A 23,629-nucleotide genomic window follows, 5' to 3' on the forward strand; every position below is an offset into this window, starting at 1 on the left:
GCTTTGCCCGACTCATTGACCTCTAGCTGATTGCTCTATTTCTCAACTATGTGACTACACTGATAAAAAAGCCTTGCGCAATTGATAGGTAAGTCAATTCGATTTCCTGAACGTCCAACGTGCTAACAGTGACGAATTGATTAAGTCGTTCCATCGCTTCTACCTAGCCTCAAACACGCACAAGGGCATAACGCTAACGAGACAATAACGAGAGTAATGTCATGAAAACATCGGATCTGTTTGTTAAAGCGCTTGAGAATGAAGGTGTTGAATATATCTACGGGATTCCTGGTGAAGAGAACCTTGATTTTCTCAACTCACTGAAAGGTTCAAATATCAAACTTGTCCTTACTCGACATGAGCAAGGTGCAGGGTTTATGGCTGCAACTTACGGGCGTTTAACCGGAAAACCCGGCGTATGTCTTTCCACATTAGGGCCTGGTGCAACAAACTTCGTGACTTGTGCTGCGTATGCACAACTCGGTGCGATGCCAATGGTAATGCTAGGCGGTCAAAAGCCGATCAGAAAAAGTAAACAAGGTCGCTTTCAGATCGTCGATGTTGTGAATCTCATGAAACCCATCACCAAGTATTCCGAACAGGTTGTCGATGGTAACAACGTACCCGCGATGGTGAGAGAGGCGTTTCGTCTTTGTGCAGAAGAGCGCCCTGGTGCTGGATATTTAGAACTACCAGAAGACATTGCCGACGAGCAATCTGGCGCGACTGTCTTTGACGTGGTGCAGCACCGTCGCCCAGACGCCAATGAACTCTGCCTCGATCAGGCTGCGGAAATGATCAAAGAAGCCAAAATGCCGCTATTGCTGATTGGTGCAGGTGCCAACCGTAAACGCGCAAGCCAAGCATTATTGAAATTTATTGATGATACAGGCATTTATTTCTTCAATACCCAAATGGGTAAAGGGGTTATCGACGAACGCCACGAGCGCTTCATTGGTACTGCTGCTCTTTCCAGCCATGATTTCCTACACTGCGCGATCGAAAAAGCGGACCTTATCATCAACGTCGGCCACGACGTCATCGAGAAGCCGCCATTCTTTATGGAAAAAGGCGGCACGAAAGTCATTCATGTGAACTTCTTTGCGGCACGTACCGATGAGGTTTACTTCCCACAACTCAACGTGGTTGGGGACATTTCGTCTTCCGTGAACCGATTAACTGAAAAAGTCGGCAAAATAGAGCAAGACATGAGCTACTTTGGTCGCGTCAAAGAAAACGTCGACGAGCGTACGACCAAGTATTTTGAAGATCGCCGCTTCCCAATGCTGCCACAGCGCCTTGTTAAAATCCTGCGAGACCAATTGGATGATGAAGACATTGTCACGCTGGATAACGGGGTTTACAAAATCTGGTTTGCTCGTAACTACCAGTGCCACTCAAACAACACCTTACTGCTCGATAACGCCCTCGCGACCATGGGTGCCGGCTTGCCATCCGCCATGGTCGCTAAACAACTCTACCCTGACAAAAAAGTCGTTTCTGTAAACGGCGATGGCGGTTTCATGATGAACTCGCAAGAGATCGAAACCGCAGTGCGCATGGGGTTAGATTTGGTCGTGATCATATTGAATGACAGTGCTTACGGCATGATCAAGTGGAAACAAGAAGGAATGGAGTTTGACAACTTTGGCCTCGATTTTGGTAACCCAGACTTTGTGAAATACGCCAACAGCTTTGGGGCAATTGGTCACCGTCCTGACAGCCATGACGAGTTTCAGTCAATCCTTAAGCACGCATTGAACAGCAAAGGCGTACATGTAATCGACCTGCCTGTCGACTACTCGCTCAATCACTCAATACTGAATGTGTTGATCAAAGAAAGCCGCTCAATCAAGTAAGAACGGAGAAATACTGACATGGCTGAACTTAATGTTTATCGCCCCTTTGATGGGGGGCTAATCCGTTCCATTCCGATGCAATCTGAGAGCGATGTTGAAACCGCCATTACGAGTGCTCATGCGTTATTTGAAGACCGAACAACGTGGCTCGCGCCACACGAACGCATCGAAATTCTTGAGCGTGTGGTGGAAATCATGTCGTCGCAAGTTGAAGCCCTCACTCGCTTGGCTGCCGAGGAAGGCGGAAAGCCGTATGCGGACTCAAAAGTGGAAGTGCTTCGCGCCATCAATGGTGTAAAGCTTGCTGTTGAGCACATTCCACAAATCAAAGGTGAACAGATCCCGATGGGCCAAACCGCCGCATCAGTGAATCGACTTGCTTTTACGATTCGTGAGCCGATTGGTGTTGTGTCTTCAATCAGTGCCTTCAATCACCCTCTCAACTTGATCGTGCACCAAGTCATCCCCGCCCTTGCGGTGGGCTGTCCTGTTATCGTGAAACCTGCTTTAACCACGCCGTTATCTTGCTTACGCTTGGTTGAAATACTACGCGAAGCCGGACTACCCAAAGACTGGTGTCAGGCCATTGTATGTGAGAACGAGGCGGCCAGTAAGCTGGTGACTGATCCTCGCATCAATTTCCTGTCTTTCATTGGGTCTTCGAAAGTGGGTTGGGCGCTGCGCTCACAACTTGCTCCCGGTACACGGTGCGCACTGGAACACGGCGGCGCAGCACCTGTGATTGTTGATACCACCGCCAACATTGAAGAGGTGGTACCTAGCCTTGCCAAAGGTGGGTTTTACCATGCTGGGCAAGTGTGCGTATCTGTTCAGCGCGTTTATGCGCATCAATCCTTTTGCCGTGAATTGGCGATAAGAATTGCTGCAGCAGGTGAACAAATGATTGTCGGTGACCCTCTCAATCCCAATACGGAAATCGGCCCATTGATTCTTCCGAGAGAAGTGGATCGTGTTGACGATTGGGTGAACGAAGCCATTGAGGCTGGCGCGGAGCTATTGACGGGCGGTAAGCGAATTTCAGATACCTGCTACGCACCTACTGTTTTGCTAAACCCGCCTGAGAACGTGCGCGTTTCTCAAATGGAGATCTTTGGCCCTGTCATCTGTGTTTACTCCTACGGCGACAAGCAAGATGCGGTTAAACGGGCGAATTCACTACCTTTCGCGTTCCAAGCGGCTGTGTTTACCAATGATCTAGAAAATGCATTGCTACTAACCCAACAGTTGAACGCCACCGCGGTAATGGTCAACGACCACACTGCATTTCGTGTAGATTGGATGCCATTCGGCGGCCGAGATTCATCGGGTGTCGGATTAGGTGGCATTCAGTATTCAATGCATGAAATGACCCGCGACAAGATGCTGGTATTCAAAAGCCCAAATCTTTAAGTCACAGACTTCCCATCGCGGGAACGATCACTAAAAACGAAAGGAACCGAATGTATCACTGCATTCGGTTTCTATTTCTTCAACAAGTGCCAGAAAACCCGCAAATGCGGAGCAAATCAGCTTGCTTACCTTCCCCTTCTCTCTTCATTTATACGTGATCGATATTTTCATGCATGTTTAATGTGGATAAAAAATGACCACTCATATAGAATCCCCGCTCCTTGGGTAATATGACTTACCTTAAGCATTCAGACAGTGCATCAGGAGACCGTTTCTGTCTGCGTTTACACAAGCACAGGCAATACCTAATGCACATACTTAAACTTAGCGGCACGCTCGCAGTAGCAACGCTTTGCATCCAGCTCGTCAACATGATGAGTGTCCGTTACCTTGATACTTCCAACTTATTGGTTTCCGCAGCGAAGATTTGTCTAGTCGCTATTCCATTCATGTATGTCGGCAGTGTCGGTTTCTCTGTTTATTACGGTAGCGGCGCGCAAAAATTTCCCTATGTTTCTCTGGTGCTGATGGCGGCGGGGTTTTCTACCTTGTTCGGTATTGTACTGACCTTATTCTTTCAAAAAGTCATACCCACACCCCAGCAGCTACTTGGCTGTGTGCTGTTACTGGCGGGCATTGGTGTTACAGTTCTGGGGAAAAGTGCGTGATGGTACTAGAGCGTTTTTGGAGACAAAACCAACTGAGAATTTCTACTTGAACCTGTTACGTCCGAATTAGGAATGGCATGAGATAACTTCACCTCCCCCCTTCTACAAACAAATACAAGGTACTGCGAAGTTGCTAACTGACTTCTGCCCCACTAATACACAATGTTCAATGAAATTAGATAGCAGCACAGAGTTTTGAACATGGACTTATCAAAATGTAGCTGTATTAGGATTCGCTAGTTGGAAGAAACAACAGAACACTAAACAGGACTTACGCCATTATTCATGCTCTGCCAGTTCGGGTTCCAAACTCTTCATTCAGCTTATCTAGATAGTTTTGTATTGGTCGCCTGTTATTAAATTATTATTTACTAGCCACTCGGTACTGCTGTCGAAATTCTCGTGGAGTCAATCCAGTCTGTCGCTTAAAAAATTTCACAAAGTTGGTGATCTCATCAAATCCCAACTCATCACCGATTAATGATATCTGGTCTGCTGTATGCGCAAGCATACGCTTTGCTTCCAGTATCAAGCGATTCGACAGGTATTGTTTCGGGGATATACCTAACACCTCAATAGTGGCACGAGACAACGTTTTTTCCGCATATCCAAGCTGCTTCGCATAGCTTTTTGACTGATGAGAGGTCTTATAGTGACGCTCAACAGCGAGCTTAAATCGCTCAACCCGTTCTAGCGCAGATGCAGACGCAGGGAGATCGGGTACTGATGCCGATCGCGAATTAGTTAGTCTGATCAGCAAAGTCTGCAATTGAAGCTGGAGCAGAGTAAGTGTCTCTTTATTACCCCGCTTCGCATCATGTTCCATCTGGCTTACAAGGTCCGTAGCGGTTGCATGTTCACTGGACGATAAAGACATGCGTTGTTCAACATCATCTAACTGCACCATATTGCTCAACTCGAAAGTCACTCTGTTGGCCATTTTTGGTAATAACACTTCCGGCCTAAACATTACTAACCAAGCATCCCATTCACTTTCAAGATCAAACTGTAGTACTTGGCCTGGAGTAACGAGCAGCCAGTCTCCTGGATTACACTTATGTAGAACAAAATCCAGATTATGTAAGCAATTCCCTTGGGTTATACCCAACAACAGATAAAAATCTAACCGCTGAACCGCCCTCAGATGGGACTTTTTTCCCCTTTGCTTAATCTCGCTGAAATGACAGATTTCAATTGGCAGCGGATAACCAGATTGGGGATTAAAGCTCACATCAAGAACAGATTTTGAGTCTATCGCACCCATTACTTGTCCATTTTTTACCATTAGTTGGCGTTTTTATACCTGTTGTCATACAGCAACTCAATAGAAACTGTACTCATACGAATTACCACTTACCAAAGTAGCAAATAAAGGTGCAAAAAAATGAACAATGAAGCCATCGTTCCATTCAAGATTGATATCCCTGATGAAGATATTGCCGATTTGAAAGTACGTCTAAAACAGACTCGATTTACCGACGAGATTGATGATGCTGGCTGGGATTACGGTACTAACCTTAGCTACCTTAAGCAGTTAATTCAGTACTGGCTCACTGAGTTTGACTGGCGAACTGAAGAAAAGGCGCTCAATGAATTTGATCAATATAAGACAAATATTGATGGGATCGATGTTCATTTTATTCATCAAAGATCAAATTATAAGAATGCAAAAACACTAGTACTGACCCATGGCTGGCCGGGTTCGTTTATGGAGTTTTCGAAAATCATTGGACCTCTGACCGATCCTGTCCGTTACGGAGGTCAAATTGAAGATGCCTTTAATGTGGTCGTTCCATCGCTACCAGGTTTTGGCTTTTCAGACCGCCCAAGTAAACGCGGTTATACACCTGAACGCATGGCGAATATCATTGCATCGCTCATGAACAGACTCGGCTATGAACACTATGGTTTGCAGGGCGGGGACTGGGGCAGTACGGTGAGTCGATATATTGCCACTAATCATTCAGAGCACGTTACTGGATTACACCTTAACTTTTGCGACTCAACCCCACCCGCGAATGTGCAAAATACGGATCCTGTTATTGAAGAGTTAACGCCGCTTGAACTAAAACGTTTAATCGCTAGTCGTGCATTTGCACATGAAGGGAGGGCATATTTTGAGCAGCTGTCAACAAAACCACAAACGGTAAACTATGCACTTAATGATTCACCAGCAGGCCTAGCTGCTTGGATGATTGAAAAATTCCAAAGCTGGAGCGACTCTGATGGCAACCTTGAAAACAGCTTCACTAAAGATGAGCTGCTCACGAACATTTCAATTTATTGGTTTACGCAAACGGCATCATCTGCATCACGAATCTATTACGAACAACGTCATGCTGAATGCAAACCAAGGCCAAATGTTACCGTACCCACAGCCCGTGCTTTGTTCCCTTCAGAAATAAAGACGCCACAACGAGAGTGGGTACAAGCAGCGTATAATCTTGTTCGCTGGACCGAAATGCCCCGCGGTGGCCATTTTGCTGCACTCGAAGAACCTACGCTGCTTGTCGATGACATTCGTGCTTTTTTCCGCGATCTTCCTGAGCATAAATAGCGAATATACCAACAACACCCATCACACCATAATGTGATCTGAATACCCCCCAGCTATGCTGGGGTGACTCGCATAGGTTTGACCGTAGCATCGGTACATGTAACTTCTTTTCTCGCCTACAAGTAAAGAGGTTACAACCTATGTGAGCCAATAAGAGCTAGCACTCCCCTCCTGTAGACTCCCAGCAGCCTAAAAAAGATCAAAACTCAAATCCAATACATACAAAAAAAGCCCCGCCATTTTCTAACGAGGCTTCGTTGTATTGGCGGAGCGGCCGGGCTGGCGCACCAGCGGGACTCAAGCCGAAGGCTAGTGAGAGTCCGAAACACAAATCCAATAAATACAAAAAAGCCCCGCTATTTCTAGCGAGGCTTCGTTGTGTTGGCGGAGCGGACGGGACTCGAACCCGCGACCCCCGGCGTGACAGGCCGGTATTCTAACCAACTGAACTACCGCTCCAATTCTGTATGAAATCCGGTTTTTCAACCCAACTTCTAGAATGTGGCGGAGAGATAGGGATTTGAACCCTAGGTGGGCTATAAACCCACGCCGGTTTTCAAGACCGGTGCTTTAAACCACTCAGCCATCTCTCCGTTGTTGCCGCGAATATTACTGTCCTATTGGGGGCGTGTAAACCCCTTTTCTACTCCAAACAAACCAAACGCTCAAAAAGCCAGCAAACCTCGGTTTTTTATCACTATATGTGTCAAAAAGATAACATCTTTGAACACTCCATTCAGAATTTTCACCTTTCTGAAATATCTTTACATCGCTCCCCTTCCGTCCGCTACAATATTGGCCTCGACCATGATCCAAGAGTATTCAGATGCGACGCTACGTGATTGCCCTTTTACTTTCGCTTTTTACCCTTTCAACGTCATTTGCCCAAGAAACGACAGAAAACATCAAGGGAGCTGCTTGCTTAGTTTCCGATGACCAAGGGCGAGTGCTTGTCACCCACGATATTCTTAACAACCGTATTTCAATTCCTGGTGGCTATGTCGACAGCGATAACCCTGCCGATGCCGCCATTCGTGAAACATTGGAAGAAACCGGTATTCCTGTGATTGCCGTTGGCGAATTGACACGTATGGGCAACGCTATCTTGTTTGATTGCCAAGCAACGTCGTCAATCCCTGTGGCTAATACCCAATATAACAAGGCTGCCGTCGCCGCATGGGAAGCCGAACACTTTGGTCGAGAAGTGCGAGCGGTATACATGATGAAGCCCAATCAGGAGATGCTTGATAACGCACGCTTCCCTGAGCAAGTAAAACTGTTTCCTACACTGCTTGAATCAGCCACATCGAGCCCGATTGAATCATTGGATGATTTCAGCGCCCTCGCCTCGCCGTTTACGGTGTGGAATGCTGGGCTGAACCGAGGCTTCCAACAGGCGGTTCTCGCGCTGCCGGCTCCAACTGCCACTGTGCTGATTAAATTGCTGGACAATTCATCTGCATTGGGCAGCGGTGTGCTGTTCTTTTTACTGATCCCATTGGCAATGGCCACGGGCGGAATAAAACGCGCCGCTGAGGTTTTGTTTGTCACCATCGTCGCAACTGTCATTGTCACCTTCGGCAAGCTCTACTTTGGTGTCCCGCGTCCGTTCTATGTTTTTCCTGATTTACAGTTAAGCGGCGCATCGGGTTTTGCATTTCCAAGCGGACATACTGCCACCGCCTTTGCTGTTTGGGGATTAGTGTACTCATGGATTAAACAATCGGGTCGTCGCGCTACTCTGGCTATCTGGCTGGTTCCCGCCACGCTTGTTGCACTCAGTCGCGTGTATCTCGGCGTTCACTATGTGACGGACGTAATAGCAGGCGCGGTTGTCGGCGTGCTAGTGATATTGTTAGCGCAACCGCTTTCACAACGCATGCTTTCCAGCCGACTCTGGTTAACCATGGGTGCGCTGTGCGTTCCTTTTGCATTAACCCAAATACAGCCCCTGTTCCTTTATTGCACTGCATTTTCATTTGCCTTCGCGGCTGTGTCCTATTTGTCTAAATATCCACCTGAACAAAGTTCAGTACCGATGAGAGCAAAAGGCTTTGTGGTTAGCTTTACTGGCGTTGCTCTATTGGCGGCTGCACTGTATGTGGTGTCTCAGGTCTCTCGCTCAAGCATTGAGATATTGCTGTCAAACACCCTGGGCATGGTAATACTCGCCATTTGGCTGGGTTGGGGAACGCTGAAGTGGGGTTCAAAGGCGAGGTCTACGAAAGCAGAGTCTTCGAAAGCAGAGTGCTCGAAAGCTGGGTTTTCTAAAGCTAAGTCTTCAAAAACGCGATAACAAGCGGTATGAGCAATATCAAAAGCTTCCGATAATAGACAAAAAAAGAGCGCCTTTTGGCGCTCCTTTCTCAACATGCGTTCGAACTAGTCTTTGGCGGCATCCGCCAACTCTTTCTCTGCATCATGGTCAATTTCAACATCCAAAATTGCACCCGCGTTTGGATCATTGAAGACTGACTCGTCAAGCTTACCTTCGCTTTTCGCAACGATACAGCTAACAGTCGCATCACCGGTTACGTTAACCGCGGTACGAACCATATCAAGCAGACGGTCAACACCCAAGATCAGGCCAATGCCTTCTAGTGGAAGACCAACCTGCGCGAATACCATCGACAGCATGATCAAGCCTACGCCAGGAACACCCGCCGTACCGATAGAGGCTAATACTGCCATCACGATAACTGTCAGGTAGCCACCAATGCCAAGGTCAACGCCATAAATGTTCGCAATGAACACCGTGGCAACACCTTGCATGATTGCCGTACCATCCATGTTAATGGTGGCACCGAAAGGTACGGTGAATGAACCCACAGAGTTCTTCACGCCTAAACGCTCAGTCACTGTACGTAATGTTACTGGGATTGTTGCATTCGAGCTTGCAGTACTGAATGCGAACACTTGCATGCTGCGTACTTTTTTCATGAAGGTCGCAATGTTCAAGCCAGTAAAGACTTTCAGGAACGTTGGCAACACAACAAAGAGGTGAAGTAGAAGCACACCGATCAACACCACAACGTAACCAATCAGCTCAGCAAACAATGCCAAACCTAGGCTTGCCATGGCTTTTGCAATCAAGCAGAACACTGCATAAGGTGCGATTTCCATGATGACGGTAACCATCTTCATCATCACTTCGTTTAGCACTTCAATGAGCTCAACGACTTTCTTCGCAGGCTTGCCGACCATCAAGATACATACACCCATCAAGATAGCGAAGAAGATGATTTGCAGCATTTCACCTTCAGATAGCGCACTGACTGGGTTGTTTGGAATGATATCGATTAAAACTTGAGATAGCGGTGGCGCGTCTTTTCCTGTGAAAGCCACATCCGCAACCATGTTCATGCCAGCACCAATACCACTTAATGAAGACACGGTAATTGCAATCGCAATCGCAATCGCTGTCGTCATTAGATACAGGAGGAAGGACTTACTACCCACACGTCCCAGCATTTTGATATCGCCAATCCCGCACACACCACATATGAGTGAGAAGAGGACAAGCGGCACTACCATCATTTTTAACGCGTTCACAAACATCTTGCCCACGACGTGGAACAGACCATTTGTAATGTAGGTATCGACGAATCCACCCGCTGGATTCAAGCCGAAAATATTGATTGCCAATCCAAGAATAATACCGGCGACTAAGCCGATAACAACCTTGGCAGTCAGGCTCATCTTGCCATCACTGTTCGTTGTTGTGTTTACCATATTGCCTCCATGACTAGGTCTATTATCCAGTCATGAAAACCCTTTCTTTTTCTGTTCTCTCATGGCGATCAGTGCAAACTGACGGGCTGACCTTTGAATAATTAGTCACTATGGAGTGATATTCCATTCACAACACAATATAAAAGTGAGATCAGCTTAAAATTAACCAAATGGAGACGTAAATATCTGGGGTCTTCATAACGGGCAATAGATATATCCTGAAAAGGAAATTCACACTGTCTCATTAGTGAGTCGACACGGACATTTTGTTAATATAACGTTAAATCCATATCCTAAGGCGGCATAGCCCACACGAATGTTTCGCCATTTCAGCGATACTCATGCGATGAAAAAGGATCACTGTCACTGAACCGAGATGATGACAGCATCTTGCGGTACAATGGCGCCATCAACCAAAAACTCGTCGTGACCATGAGCCATTGTCCCGAGTGCGGAGACGCACTAACTTGTACCGCTGAATCCGGAAACTGTTGGTGTATGCAGTTCCCGAATGTCCTTCCAGTCAACGATAAGGCGAATCTGGCTTGCCTTTGCCAAACCTGCTTAGCAAAGAAAGTGAACGCCCAACTCAGCGAGATCTATCAAACCTACACCGCCAACGAACTCATTCGCCTTGCTAAACCTTATGCAGCAAATACTCAGCTTGTAGACGGGTTGGATTACACAATGGAAAACGGCTTTATGGTGTTTTCCGCGTGGTATCACTTAAAACGTGGCACTTGCTGCGGAAACGGTTGTCGGCATTGCCCGTTTGGTAAATCGCCAGATTCCTTGGTTGACCAAGAAGATCCTTTTAACAACGTGGGCTAAGTCACTGACGCAAAGTCATTCTTCAACGACAATTCGCGCCCTCTGTTTTACTGACCCAAAAACAACATCGAAACAATAACCATGAAAATAGTCGCCGTTACCGCTTGCCCAACAGGCATTGCCCACACTTATATGGCTGCTGCTGAGTTGAAAAAGGCAGCGCTGCAATCGGGCATAAACATCAACGTTGAAACACAAGGTGCAATGGGTATTGAAAACCCTTTGAGTATCCAAGACATCGCGCGCGCAGATGTGGTGCTTATTGCCTCTGACATTGAGATAGAAGATCGCGCTCGCTTCTCTGGCAGCAAGATACACTGCGTGACGATTGAAGAAGTGCTGACTGACCCACAATCCGTATTGGCCCGCTGCAAAGGGTTATGATCACGCGACGGATCACCTTCTTTATTGGTAAAGAAGGGCTACCAGCATGGAGGCTGAACCGTTTAAAGACCTTGGCGGGACATTTCCGTTCGGTCACTATTTTTGTGAATTTGTCACAGCGTAAATCTGCCAACGCAGAACAACCCATGCACATTCTCAGCCTAAGTGCTTTGCCGAACGATCTGTGTCAACTTCAGATAGAAGGCAACGATGCAGAACTTGCATCAATGGTGCTCACGGCTTTTGTTGAAGAAAACGCTGTGCTGATTTCTGGCGGAAAGTCTTCTGCTCCTATCGTACCGTCAGAATACGAAACCTTGCCCTTTCATTGCATGATTCACCGAGTGCCAAATGCCGCTCTCGATAAACACGGACTCTTGGCACACTTTGCTTTGCTCGTGGCGGAAGATGAATGCAAGCACGGTAATCTGGTTGATCAAGAAACCTTGTTTGATGCCTTGTACAAACGCGAAGCTGTGTCTTCAACAGGAATGGGGAATGGCATTGCTCTCCCTCACGTAATGCTGAACAGCATTAAGAATGCGCATTTAATGATTGCCACCACCAGCTCTTCGCTTGATTGGGCGTCTCAACGTGGCGATGTAACCTGTGTGATTGGGTTGATGTTACCAACGCCTCCAATACGTGAACACTTGGTTGCTTTCTCTGGTTTCTCTCAACAGCTGATTGAAGAGGAATTTTGCGGCTACCTAACCCAAAACAAACAATCAGATGTGCTTGAACTCATTATTTTAAACGCACTCAATGTGCCGTTTCGCTGAACGCTTTATTTGCTCCTCGATACTCAGATGGCGTCATGCCAGTTTTGGATTTGAATACGCGATAAAAATAGTTCACATCCTGAAAACCACAGCGTGTCGCCACTTCATTCAAACGAAAGTCATAGCGTTTAAGCATGAACTTAGCGCGATCAATCCTCACCCACGTAATGTAATCTGCCATTCGCATGTGGCCTTGTTGGCGAAACAGGCGTGACAAGTGGTTGGGGGTCATGGTGAAGCGCTGAGCGATAGATTCACGTGTGATTTGGCGGTGAAAGTTTTCTTGTATATATATACAAATGCCTTGGTAGAGATCTTCCACACGATTACGTGTTCCCGCCACAGGCGACGCGAGCATTTGCTGGCAATAGCTTAGCAGCGCATGCAACAAGTGTTCATCCATGGGTTTTCTAACGGGCTCGGTCGCCAATGTATTCAACGCGCTAAGAATATGATCAAGCGCGTGACCCGTCCGAGTCTGAATACTGAATTTCTGAACATCATAAAAGCTAGGTTGATTTTTGGCTTTACTCACCAAGCTAAACCCAAGCTGCCGCTTACCAAATAGCAAACTCAGCACCGAGCAATCTGTATCCCAGTTTGGTTGATTCCAGCTATTCGGTGGCACAAACAATGCGTCGCCCGCCAGCAACTTCACTTCACTGATGGTTTTATCTGGGTTTTCGAGCTGATTCGGGTATTCCCCACTGATCACCAACTCCAAACGTGGAAAGTTCACCTGATAGCTAAATGGCGGCGGTGTGACTTGATCACTCGCAAACCAGATACGGTTGAAGTTCTCACGCTCTGCCAGCAAATTCTCCAATAACAGTTGAAAAACCTGACTCATCAATATCCTCAAATTCCCATGCCATTAACGGGGCGATTATGCGACCTCCCCTCCCGCACCACTAACCATTCTCTGAGATATCACTCAATAGCGTGAACTGGCTCAACAAAATGCTCGACCTCACCACAAAACCTAGTTACTTATTTCTAGCCACATCCATTAGCCATCATCTTTTAAAATCTTACCTTCAGACCCAAAATTATCATAAACATCTGTTATATAGATAATTTTACATTCCAATAACGAAATCTGACTATCTACATTTAATGGGATTATGATCACAGCAGGAATTCAGTGTTACAAATATCCAGCAAAAGCCTTTTCTCTGCTCTTTCTGGTTTGGGGTAATACATCGAAAATAGTCACATCGGCTAACGCCATCAATAAGAACAATTTATCTAGGGGTGACTTCATGATTACAAAGCTAATCAATGAAAATCTGATTTGCCTAAACCTGAGCGCAACAACCAAAGAAGCCGTGTTTGTCGAGATGATCGAACTGCTTCACGCTCAAGGTCGAGTGAACGACAAACAGCAGTTTCTGGCAGACATTCATGCGCGTGAAGAGCTAGGCAATACTGGCTTTGAGGATGGCGTTGCCCTTCCTCACGCGAAAAGTGCTGCAGTGATTGAACCTGCTGTTGCTATCGGCATCAGTCGTCAAGGTATCGAGTACGGTGCTGAAGACGGTCAACCTTCAAAACTCTTTTTCATGATTGCTTCGCCTGATGGCGGTGCTAACCACCATATTGAAGTGTTGGCTGAGCTATCGTCCAAGTTGATTGAAGATGGTTTCATCGACCAATTCATGAATGCAGAGAACTCAGAGCAAGCATTGGCGTTACTGCTAGAGAAAAAAGCGCAAGAAGACTCACCTGAAGCCAACAAAGGCCTATTGATTGGTGTCACTGGCTGCCCTGCTGGTGTTGCGCACACTTACCTTGCTGCAGAAGCGCTAGAGAAAGGCGCGGCGGCACTCGGTTTTGAGATGAAAGTCGAAACCAACGGCTCGATTGGCGTCAAAAACAGCCCAACCGCTGAAGAAATCGCACGTGCGGAAGCCATCATTGTCAGCTGTGACAAGCAAGTCGACATGGCACGCTTTGCCGGAAAACGTTTGATTAAAACAGGCGTGAAAGCGCCAATCAAAGACGCAAAGGGTTTGATAAACCAAGCGCTACAAGCGCCAGAATATGTTGCCTCTGCGGACGACAACGCGACCAATTCAGGCGAAAGCAAAGCGTCACAAGCGCGTTCTGACTTGTATCGCTACCTGATGAATGGCGTGTCTCACATGATCCCGTTTGTTGTAACGGGTGGTCTACTTATCGCATTGGCACTCGCTATCGGTGGTCAACCTACCGAAGCTGGCATGGCGATTCCGCCAGATAGCCTTTGGAACAAAGTACTCGATGTAGGTGTGGTCGCATTCACACTGATGATCCCTATTCTTTCTGGCTACATTGCTTACGCGATTGCTGACCGCCCAGGTCTAGCACCCGGCTTGATTGGTGGCTGGATTGCCAACAACGGTTCTTTCTATGGTGCTGAAGCAGGTACGGGCTTTATCGGTGCTATCGTTGCGGGTCTGCTGGTAGGTTACTTTGTGAAATGGGTAGCTACACGCAACTACCACAAGTTCATTCAGCCTCTCGTTCCTATCATGATCGCACCTATCACGGGTAGCTTGTTCATCGCGAGTTTGTTCATCTTCGTTATCGGCGCGCCAATTGCGGGTTTGATGGAAGGCTTGAACGCAATGCTAACCAACATGAGCTCAGGCAACGTAATTCTTCTGGGTATTGTACTGGGTGGCATGGCCGGCTTTGACATGGGTGGTCCATTCAATAAAGTGGCGTTCCTGTTCTCGGTTGGCATGATTGCAAGTGGTCAAACGCAATTCATGGGGGCAATGGCTTGTGCAATCCCTGTTGCTCCACTTGGTATGGCACTGGCCACTGTAATTGGCCGCAAGTTCAACATCTTTGAAGATTCAGAAATTGAAGCGGGTAAAGCATCGGGCGCTATGGGTCTGGTGGGTATTTCTGAAGGTGCGATTCCATTCGCAGCCCAAGACCCAATGTCTGTTATCCCTGCGAACGTTATCGGCTCAATGGTTGCGGCTGTGATGGCCTTCTCATTCGGTATCACTAACAGCGTGGCACACGGTGGCCCAGTGGTTGCCCTTCTGGGTGCGATGAACAAGCCTGTTCTTGCGCTGGCTTGTATGGCTGCAGGTGCGATTGTGACCGCCCTGGTTGCTGTTTCGCTGAAGAAGATGCGCCAAGCCAAAGCACAAAATGCAGCTACCGTTAACGCTGTGTAAGTAAGAACGATGCGCTCCCTTATATTCAGGGAGCGTTTTCGTGCATTGATTTTCTTGCGTTGACACATCTATCCAGGGTTTAACTTCTGGTAAACTATCCCCAGATATTTAACGAGTCCAAAAACCACAATGACTGCATATTTTTATCCTCTCAACAACGTGATTCAAGATTACGCTTGGGGCAGCTACACCTCGCTGAATACCCTTTTTGGCATCGCAAACCCTGAGAATAAACCGCAAGCTGAAATCTGGATGGGCGCTCACCCAAATGGTTGTTCGACAATCCTTGTTGATGGTCAAGAAACCCTGCTTTCTGATTTCATTAACAAAGACATGTCAGCCATTATTGGCGCGAAAACCGCGGAAACGTTTGGCGAGTTGCCGTATTTGTTCAAAGTGCTGTGCGCCGAAAAAGCACTTTCCGTGCAGGTTCACCCAAGCAAAGCACAAGCAGAAGCTGGTTATGCGAAGGAAGAAGCGGCAGGCACTCCTCTGTCAGCGAGCTTTCGTAACTACAAAGATCCTAACCATAAACCTGAGCTGGTTTACGCCCTGACGTCTTACACGGCAATGAATGGCTTCCGCGATTATGCGGAAATTCTGGCCTTCTTCCACCAGCTCAATATCGACGTGCTGTCTGAGCTAGTTGCCAACCTTGATGCTAACCAAAACGAGCAAGGGCTAAGTGCATTCTTTAAAGCCTTGCTTTCACTGGATGGCGAGCAAAAAGACACCGCAGTTAAAGCGTTACTGGATTTTGCCGCAAACAACCAAACCGACGAACTGTATTCGTTGTTAATGACATTGTCTGAGCAATACCCGGGTGACATTGGCCTATTTTCGCCGCTGATCCTAAACACGTTAACGCTTCAACCTGGTGAAGCCATGTTCCTCGATGCATGTACGCCACACGCTTACATCAAAGGAACTGGGCTTGAGATCATGGCGAACTCAGACAACGTGCTTCGTGCAGGTTTAACACCAAAGCATATGGACGTTGAAGAACTTATAGCGTGCACCCGCTGCGTACCGATGCCGAAAGACACTATTCTTCTTTCACCAAACTCGAATGTTAAAAGCAATGTGAAGATCTACCCAATTCCAGTGCCTGATTTTAACTTCGGTGTTTACCAGCAAACGGACAATGAACCTCTGCACACTACCAGCGCAGAAATTCTAATTGCCATTGATGCGCCACTGACCGTCTCTCACGCCAAGGGTGAAAGCGTCACGCTGCAAAAAGGTGAATCCGTTTTTGTTCCCGCGTTTGTCGGTGAATACTTAGTGACTTGCAGCGGTTCATTTGCCCGCGCATTTAACTAACAGATTTAATTGACCGAGTTACCGCGAGTCTGTGTCCCCCTCACAGGCTTGCAACCTAACACCTTAAGTCTAAAGAAGCACCGGTAACATTCGGGCTTCTTTGTTTCCCTTTCAGGTTTATCTCAATGCACATGATATTTACCTACTCTTACTTTCCATTTCACCTTCCACTTTAACCACTCCCTTTAATCACCTGCTTTAGTCACCTGCTTTAACTGTCTGTTTTAATTAATTTAAAAACCATTCCCACACCTTGCCCACGACAATGATTGCATATATTTCGAGGCGAAATGTCTAATATTATTTAACACCTGAATTCCCTCTATTGAGAATGTGTTGCGTAGAATAAATACGCTAACATGTTTCATACTTCAACTATGTTTAATGTATGAATTTGCCCTACCATTGCCCAGAGTTCTGGCGCTATTTTTCTACATGGATAGAAAATGGCGACCTGAATATACGGCGTACTCGAGGGAGTATTTGACCAAGATAAGAAAGCGCTTTCATGTCTAATCAAATATTGAGTACACAGTCGAAAGACAATTGGAAGACCCTCGGAGGGGCATCATGCTCAAAGGAAAAATCATCGTGTCAGGAATGACCTCGTTGGCCATTTTGTCTGGCTGCTTTTATGAATCAAAAGTGCCTTACTTCCCAGACTGGCCTCAGATAAACAGTGCAATTGCGAAAGATCCTGAGATAGAGCGTCGCGTGTCGGACATTCTGGTGCAAATGACGCTGGAAGAGAAAGTCGGGCAAATGATCCAGCCCGATCTACGCAGCGTGACACCGGAAGAAGCCAAAGAATATAAACTCGGCTCCATTCTTAATGGTGGAGGCGGTTGGCCTGATGGCAACAAATACGCTACAGCACAAGATTGGGCGGATGAAGCAGACAAATACTATTTGGCGCTTGAAGAAGGCTATGCCGATCGCGGCTTTCGCATTCCATTCATGTGGGCAACAGATGCTGTTCACGGACATAACAATGTGTTCCGCGCGACCGTTTTCCCCCACAATATCGGACTCGGTGCCGCTAACAACCCGTCACTGATCAAAAAAATCGGTCAAGCCACAGCGCAAGAAGTGGCTGCCACTGGCCTTGACTGGACATTCGCCCCCACCGTTGCCGCCCCACGTGATTATCGCTGGGGACGCGTGTACGAAGGCTACTCTGAAGACCCTGAAATCATCTACCAATACGCATCGCAAATGGTTGAAGGATTACAAGGTGGCGCCAGTGGACTGAAAAGTGAAAATCATGTCATCTCCAATGTGAAGCATTGGCTCGGAGACGGCGGCACCACCAAAGGTGCTGACCGTGGTTCGAATGAATACACCGAAGAGTACTTGCGGAACATACACGCCACAGGCTACTTTTCTGGCTTGGACGCGGGCGCACAAGTGGTCATGACCTCTTTCAATTCCTGGGACAACGACGCCAACTATGACGTCATGGGAACTGACAACTACAACAAGAAGCTTCATGGCAGTAAATACATCGTCAACGATGTGTTGAAAGACAAAATGGGCTTTGATGGGTTGGTCGTCACAGACTGGAACGGACACAGTGAAATCAATGGTTGTACCGCAGGCAATTGCCCTCAAGCGGTTCTCGCAGGCAACGACATCTTCATGGTGACGGCCCGCAAAGACTGGCAAGCCTTTTACCGCAATGTGATTGACCAAGTGAAAGACGGCACGATCCCAATGTCTCGCATTGATGATGCGGTCACCCGTATTTTACGCGTAAAAATGCGTGCGAATCTTTGGGAGAAGCCACAACCCTCGCTACGTCGTCTCGCTGGTAAACAAGAGATTTTAGGCTCTGACGCGCACCGAGAATTGGCGCGAACTGCGGTGAGCGAATCCCTTGTTTTGCTGAAAAACAAAGATAAAGTGTTGCCTCTTTCCAACAATCAATCTTACTTAGTCTTAGGCAGTGCTACACATAACATTCAGAAACAAACGGGCGGTTGGTCTCTCACTTGGCAAGGCACAGAAAATACGCTTGAGAATGACTTCCCGGGTGCAACCACCATGTTAATGGCCATGCAACAGCAAGTCGGCGAAGACAATGTTTATACTGATGCTGATGCCGCTCCCGATGATGCCATTGCTGTCGTTGTGATTGGTGAAGACCCATACGCTGAAATGTTTGGTGATATCAACGCCACGAAAACCCTTGAATACGCTACGTTGAAATCGGCATATGGTGCCGATCTTAGGTTGATAAAATCACTGAAAGAACGCGGTTTGAAAGTCGTTACCGTGTTTTACTCCGGTCGCCCACTGTATGTGAACGATGAGATCAACCATTCTGATGCCTTCATCGCCGCATGGTTACCGGGTACAGAAGCAGGCGGTATTACGGATGTGTTGTTCCGTGAAAATCGTCAAGATTTTCGCGGTCGTCTCTCGTTTTCTTGGCCAAACACCAAATGCTCGACCACCATCAATCGCAAAGCACCAAACCTGATGGATTATGAAACGCCAGAGATGGAACAATATATTGAAGGTGACCACGCTCCGCTCTTTGCTTATGGCTATGGCTTGTCTTACAACAAGAAAAAGAGCAGCAAGGTCACCACTGATCTCGATAACCTTCCTCTCGACCCGCGTGAGTATGGCTGCGGCTTAGATGCGCCAGATGATGGCATTGCAACCACTAACCTTGAGATCTTCGGACGCTCTGCATCCGATGAATTCGTCCCGCGTATTGCTGGGTCATCAAACGGTTGGGCGGGTGTGACTGTATCCAATGGCTCTCCAACCAGTATTGGTTCAATAACCACAACACCTATTGACCATCTGCACCAACAAGATGCCATTAACGTGAAGTTTACTGGTGAAGCACCTGCACAAGTGTACATGCAAACACCTAACGAGCAGACGGTTGATAAACAAAGCTACCTCAACGCCGATGCCACGCTGCAATTCGACATCGACATGAAATCTCAAGCGCCAGACAGCATGGTGCTCGCGCTTCACTGTCAGTGGCCTTGCCTCGGACAAGTGGCTGTCCACAAAGTGCTGCCAGCTCCGACAGGTGCTAACGAAACACAGTGGACGACCATTAAGATCCCACTTGAATGCTTCGCCGATGAGGGCATGGCATTTTCCATCCTCAATACACCGTTCCTGATTTACGCAGACCAAGAGGTTGAATTTAACCTTGGTGAAGTGCGTTACGTGCCGAAAAGTATCGACCCTGCTGACGATGCCATCAGTTGTGACGATCTGAAAGCGCCGACATTGCCGCCGTTAGAAGGCGAAACGGTTGATGTATGGGAAGCGTGGGAACCCAACCTCGTCACATGGCAGGCACGAACCGACACGTGGGAGAGCCTTGAAGATCACGTCGTGGTATCAGGTAACGACCCTTCTGATTCAACACATGAATTCACCGTTAGTTATGACCCTAACAGCCCCGAATTCTTCAAAGGATTGGTGCTGGTGCAAGGAGAAAACCGCAATTTGGTCAATTTCACGTCAGGGCAGCTAACCTTCGACATTTATGTCGAAAGCTATGGCACACCAGCGAACTCTGGCGAAACCCAAAGTGAGAGTATTGTAGTGAAAATGGAGTCCACGGCGGGCTCGGGTAACGATTATCCTTTGGGGTATTTGGCGACGGGAGAATGGCATGAAATATCAGTGCCCGTTTCGGAGCTAAATACTGGCGCGCTGGACATCACTAAGGTGAACAAACCCTTTGCTACATTGGCTGAATGGGATGCGTCGCAAGCGGGCGTGGTGTATCGAGTAAGAAATATAAAACTGGAGATGTAACACGGCCACGAATACGGGGTGGTGATATGCATCTTACGTATTCATCTAACATCATTTAGCCAGCACACACAAAGGCGACCGCTTCTTAGGTCGCCTTTTCTTTGTCAGGAAGACTGAATATTGATGCTGTAACCATCACCTCACGAGTCAGCGCGGCTTTTGAGACGATGAATGCAGAGAAATCCATTGGGCTGAGGTAACATTTGCCCTGAGTACTTTTCATCGTCATCGTTTAATGCCCCAGCCCAATGAGGCGTTTTGTTCGACGGTATTGTTGCCAAAGCTAGGCGCTGATTAAGCCGCTCTTTTTCCAAGGACAGGATGTAAATAAGAAGGATGATACATGCCATTTGATACCATGACGTTTTGCTATCCATGGCGTCCCTATCAATCCCGAGTACTGAACGCGGTGCATGAGCACCTCAATGACAAACGTCTGCACATCGTCGCCGCTCCTGGAGCGGGGAAAACCACACTCGGCCTCGAAGTGTTTCGTATCCTGAGAAAACCAACGTTAGTCCTTTCGCCGACACGTGTTATTCGTGATCAATGGATAGACAGACTGAAAGATTTTTGTGCCACAGACGACGCTCAATCCCTTGATTGGGTAAGCCAATCCATCAGCAGCCCTAAAACACTCACATCAATTACTTATCAAGCGTTGCACGTCAAAATGGCAGACTCGCTTGAAGCAGACCAATTGACTGACGAAGAAAGCGAGGAAGCTGAATTACTCGAAAATGACTGTGGATTGAAAGGCGATGAGCTCAATCACTTCATTCAATTGCTCGAACGCCATAACATCGAAGTTCTGATCCTAGACGAAGCTCACCACTTAAGAAATGAATGGTGGCGAGCATTAGAAAAGGTCTGTGAGCATTTCCCTAACATTACCTTAGTCTCACTCACTGCCACTCCGCCTTATGATTCACAAGGCCACGAATGGTCGAGGTATGAAAAACTTTGCGGCCCCATTGATGAAGAAATTTCAGTGCCAGAACTCGTCAAAGCTGGCACATTGTGCGCGCATCAAGATTACCTGTGGGCATGCAATGCCACGTTATCGGAAAAACAGCAGATTGAAGAGTATGACCAGAGAGTGTCCACGCTCTGCCACTCATTGATTGAGAGTGAAGCCTTCGAAAATGCTGTGTTGTCCCACCCTTGGCTGCATCAAGATGACATAGAGCAAGCGCTGCTCAAAGAGCCAGAAATCGCCATCGCAATCCTCAGTTTTATAAAAACCAAGGGGCTGTCTACCGACATAGCGCTCAAGCAGCTATTAGATCTCACGCATGACGATATACCTGAACTCGGGCGTCACCACTGGCAAGTGTTGATCGCGGCGCTGCTGTTTTCTAACACTTACCAACACCAAAATGAGCACCTGCTTTTTGTTGAACAATTAAAGAAACAACTGAACACGTCAGAGTTACTTAGCAAGCGCGAACTATCACTAGAACGTTCAAAACGACTTGAACGTACGTTGTCACTCAGCGCCTCAAAAATTGAAGGTTGTTGTAATATCCACCAGCTCGAGTTCCAGCAGCGTGGCAGTGACCTTCGACAAGTGATTCTAACGGATTACATCCGCGATGAAGCCCTTATATCCGGAATGGACACTGGCGAGGTCAATCTCGGGGCATGGCCAATATTCAATGCCATCACCGCATCATCACCTGTATCGAATCAAATTGCTTTGCTAACGGGACGCTTGAGCATCATTCCAACCCCTCTTTTACCCGCATTACTCACTCAAATCAGCAGTCAAAACGTCAAAACGGAGCCAATGGGGAACCAGAAGCAATACCACAAGGTTTCTGCGCCGCTCAACCAGTTAACGGGAGCTTTCACTGCTCTGCTCATGCGTGGCGATATCAAGGTTCTTGTCGGCACCCGATCACTCCTTGGTGAAGGCTGGGATGCTCCCGCAATCAATTCGCTGATCCTTGCAAGCTCAGTGGGCTCATTTATGCTCACCAACCAAATGCGTGGACGTGCGATTCGTATTGACCCAACCAACAAGGAAAAAATCAGCTCTATTTGGCATTTAGCAGCAATCAACCCCAAATCAATCACTGGCTGGTCAGATTTTCACAGCCTCAAGCAGCGCTTTGATACATTTGTCGGGCTATCCGAAAAAATGCTCACCATTGAAAGCGGCTTTGAACGCATGAAAGCTACAGCCATAGAGTCTCCTATCTCTCTCAAAGCGACCTTACCGATAGCAGCCAGCAATCAGCAAATGACGCGCCGTTTTCACGCTATCGATACAGTTGCCAAGCGCTGGCATGAAGCACTGTCACTGGAAGAAACCGCCAGAGTCATTCCTTCCGTCAAAACCAACAAACTGCCACAAATTCGAGGCTATTTACTCAAGCGGTCATTTAGCTATTTATTTTTGCAACTCGCGGGCGTTGTCAGCAGCGCCACATTAGGCACGATGGTCGCGTTCAAGCAATCACCCTCCGTCATTCTGCCTGTTTTGGCCTTGTCGATATTGGGTGCCATGCTTTATAAGCTCCCTAAAACACTTTTCACCATCAAGGTCGTGCTTCGTTATCTGCCCGTTGACGGCGCACTAAAACAAATCGGTATTGCGCTAGCAGAAGCCCTTTGTCAGGCTGGGTTTGTCGAAACGTCTATCCGGCAAATGAAAGTTAACGTGATAAAAACACCAGAAGGCGCTTTTTTCCTCACCCTGTCAGGCTGTACTTTCTATGAGTCTTCCCTATTTGCAGACTCTCTCCACGAAATTCTTTCCCCTATTGATAACCCAAGATATTTAGTCATTCGCGAAGGAAAATTTCTCGGGATGGCACGAGATGATTACCACGCTGTTCCACTGAGGTTCGGTGCCAAGAAAGATACCGCGATGATCTTCTACAAGTCTTGGTGCAAGAACGTCAGCCTGTCAGAATTGATATATACCCGCACACCGGATGGGCGAAAAAGACTGCTCAAAGGCAAAATGAAAGCCTTTTCATCGAACTTCAGTGACGAAGTTAAACGCCAAGATCGTTGGAGCTGACACCCCCTGTAATATAAAACCCAAAGTCAGTGAGCAAAGGAATTCGCCAATTTACAGGAGGGAAAATGGTGCACATTTCAC

The 23,629-nt window shown here is 47.3% G+C and carries 16 protein-coding genes and 2 tRNA genes; 12 read left to right on the forward strand and 6 right to left on the reverse strand.

Features of this window, described 5'->3' with window-relative positions:
- The first annotated feature begins 221 nt into the window (after positions 1-221).
- The 3 genes from LRP50_RS20410 (at position 222) to LRP50_RS20420 (ending at position 3,937) form a co-directional block, all read left to right on the forward strand.
- Positions 222-1,859: an acetolactate synthase large subunit gene (locus tag LRP50_RS20410; RefSeq protein WP_274166293.1), complete on the forward strand. Its 1,638-nt coding sequence runs from the start codon at positions 222-224 to the stop codon at positions 1,857-1,859.
- An 18-nt stretch (positions 1,860-1,877) separates the two neighbouring features.
- Entirely contained in the window at positions 1,878-3,269 is a 1,392-nt protein-coding gene (locus LRP50_RS20415; RefSeq protein ID WP_274166294.1) for an aldehyde dehydrogenase family protein, read from the forward strand.
- A gap of 308 nt (positions 3,270-3,577) precedes the next feature.
- Entirely contained in the window at positions 3,578-3,937 is a 360-nt protein-coding gene (locus LRP50_RS20420; protein ID WP_274166295.1) for a hypothetical protein, read from the forward strand.
- A gap of 364 nt (positions 3,938-4,301) precedes the next feature.
- On the opposite strand, the gene LRP50_RS20425 is transcribed toward LRP50_RS20420, so the two are convergent.
- Positions 4,302-5,201: a helix-turn-helix transcriptional regulator gene (locus tag LRP50_RS20425; RefSeq protein WP_274166296.1), complete on the reverse strand. Its 900-nt coding sequence runs from the start codon at positions 5,199-5,201 to the stop codon at positions 4,302-4,304.
- Positions 5,202-5,321: 120 nt separating this feature from the next.
- Here LRP50_RS20425 and LRP50_RS20430 point away from each other — a divergent pair, with 120 nt between their 5' ends.
- The gene (locus tag LRP50_RS20430) at positions 5,322-6,494 is read left to right on the forward strand and encodes an epoxide hydrolase family protein (RefSeq protein ID WP_274166297.1); all 1,173 of its coding nucleotides are present in this window, start codon (positions 5,322-5,324) and stop codon (positions 6,492-6,494) included.
- A gap of 382 nt (positions 6,495-6,876) precedes the next feature.
- On the opposite strand, the gene LRP50_RS20435 is transcribed toward LRP50_RS20430, so the two are convergent.
- Both LRP50_RS20435 and LRP50_RS20440 read right to left on the reverse strand, forming a co-directional pair.
- Positions 6,877-6,953: transfer RNA gene (locus LRP50_RS20435), tRNA-Asp, on the reverse strand.
- A 43-nt stretch (positions 6,954-6,996) separates the two neighbouring features.
- Positions 6,997-7,087: transfer RNA gene (locus LRP50_RS20440), tRNA-Ser, on the reverse strand.
- A 233-nt stretch (positions 7,088-7,320) separates the two neighbouring features.
- On the opposite strand from LRP50_RS20440, the gene LRP50_RS20445 reads away from it, so the two are divergent.
- Complete coding sequence (locus LRP50_RS20445) at positions 7,321-8,790, forward strand: bifunctional NUDIX hydrolase/phosphatase PAP2 family protein (protein WP_274166298.1); 1,470 nt, start codon at positions 7,321-7,323, stop codon at positions 8,788-8,790.
- Positions 8,791-8,876: 86 nt separating this feature from the next.
- Here LRP50_RS20445 and LRP50_RS20450 read toward each other — a convergent pair whose 3' ends face one another.
- Complete coding sequence (locus tag LRP50_RS20450) at positions 8,877-10,226, reverse strand: dicarboxylate/amino acid:cation symporter (RefSeq protein ID WP_274166299.1); 1,350 nt, start codon at positions 10,224-10,226, stop codon at positions 8,877-8,879.
- Positions 10,227-10,616: 390 nt separating this feature from the next.
- On the opposite strand from LRP50_RS20450, the gene LRP50_RS20455 reads away from it, so the two are divergent.
- From LRP50_RS20455 to LRP50_RS20465, 3 genes are all read left to right on the forward strand, one after another.
- On the forward strand, positions 10,617-11,057 hold the full coding sequence (locus LRP50_RS20455; RefSeq protein WP_274166300.1) for a C1orf53 family protein: 441 nt from the start codon (positions 10,617-10,619) through the stop codon (positions 11,055-11,057).
- A gap of 81 nt (positions 11,058-11,138) precedes the next feature.
- Positions 11,139-11,441 (forward strand): PTS fructose transporter subunit IIB, encoded by a 303-nt coding sequence (locus LRP50_RS20460; RefSeq protein ID WP_274166301.1) that lies wholly within the window; start codon positions 11,139-11,141, stop codon positions 11,439-11,441.
- Positions 11,438-12,223, forward strand: a complete 786-nt coding sequence (locus LRP50_RS20465; RefSeq protein ID WP_274166302.1) for a PTS sugar transporter subunit IIA — start codon at positions 11,438-11,440, stop codon at positions 12,221-12,223. The genes LRP50_RS20460 and LRP50_RS20465 overlap by 4 nt, the downstream gene beginning before the upstream one ends.
- Here LRP50_RS20465 and LRP50_RS20470 read toward each other — a convergent pair.
- Positions 12,204-13,073, reverse strand: a complete 870-nt coding sequence (locus tag LRP50_RS20470; protein WP_274166303.1) for a helix-turn-helix transcriptional regulator — start codon at positions 13,071-13,073, stop codon at positions 12,204-12,206. The two genes, LRP50_RS20465 and LRP50_RS20470, sit on opposite strands and share 20 nt — an antisense overlap.
- A gap of 412 nt (positions 13,074-13,485) precedes the next feature.
- Between LRP50_RS20470 and LRP50_RS20475 the strand changes: the two genes are divergently transcribed.
- The 3 genes from LRP50_RS20475 (at position 13,486) to LRP50_RS20485 (ending at position 20,517) form a co-directional block, all read left to right on the forward strand.
- The gene (locus tag LRP50_RS20475; RefSeq protein WP_274166304.1) at positions 13,486-15,399 is read left to right on the forward strand and encodes a PTS fructose transporter subunit IIABC; all 1,914 of its coding nucleotides are present in this window, start codon (positions 13,486-13,488) and stop codon (positions 15,397-15,399) included.
- Between the two features lie 129 nt (positions 15,400-15,528).
- Complete coding sequence (gene manA, locus LRP50_RS20480) at positions 15,529-16,722, forward strand: mannose-6-phosphate isomerase, class I (protein ID WP_274166305.1); 1,194 nt, start codon at positions 15,529-15,531, stop codon at positions 16,720-16,722.
- A 570-nt stretch (positions 16,723-17,292) separates the two neighbouring features.
- Positions 17,293-20,517, forward strand: coding sequence for a glycoside hydrolase family 3 protein (locus LRP50_RS20485; protein ID WP_274166306.1), 3,225 nt, complete (start codon positions 17,293-17,295; stop codon positions 20,515-20,517).
- Between the two features lie 85 nt (positions 20,518-20,602).
- Here the strand turns inward: LRP50_RS20485 and LRP50_RS20490 are convergent, their stop codons facing one another.
- Positions 20,603-20,746 (reverse strand): hypothetical protein, encoded by a 144-nt coding sequence (locus tag LRP50_RS20490; RefSeq protein WP_274166307.1) that lies wholly within the window; start codon positions 20,744-20,746, stop codon positions 20,603-20,605.
- Positions 20,747-20,860: 114 nt separating this feature from the next.
- Between LRP50_RS20490 and LRP50_RS20495 the strand changes: the two genes are divergently transcribed.
- A complete protein-coding gene (locus LRP50_RS20495) occupies positions 20,861-23,548 on the forward strand; it encodes a DEAD/DEAH box helicase family protein (protein ID WP_274166308.1) in 2,688 nt (895 codons plus the stop codon).
- The last annotated feature ends 81 nt before the right edge of the window (positions 23,549-23,629 follow it).

This window comes from Enterovibrio gelatinilyticus, assembly GCF_028683095.1.
Lineage (GTDB): Bacteria > Pseudomonadota > Gammaproteobacteria > Enterobacterales > Vibrionaceae > Enterovibrio > Enterovibrio gelatinilyticus.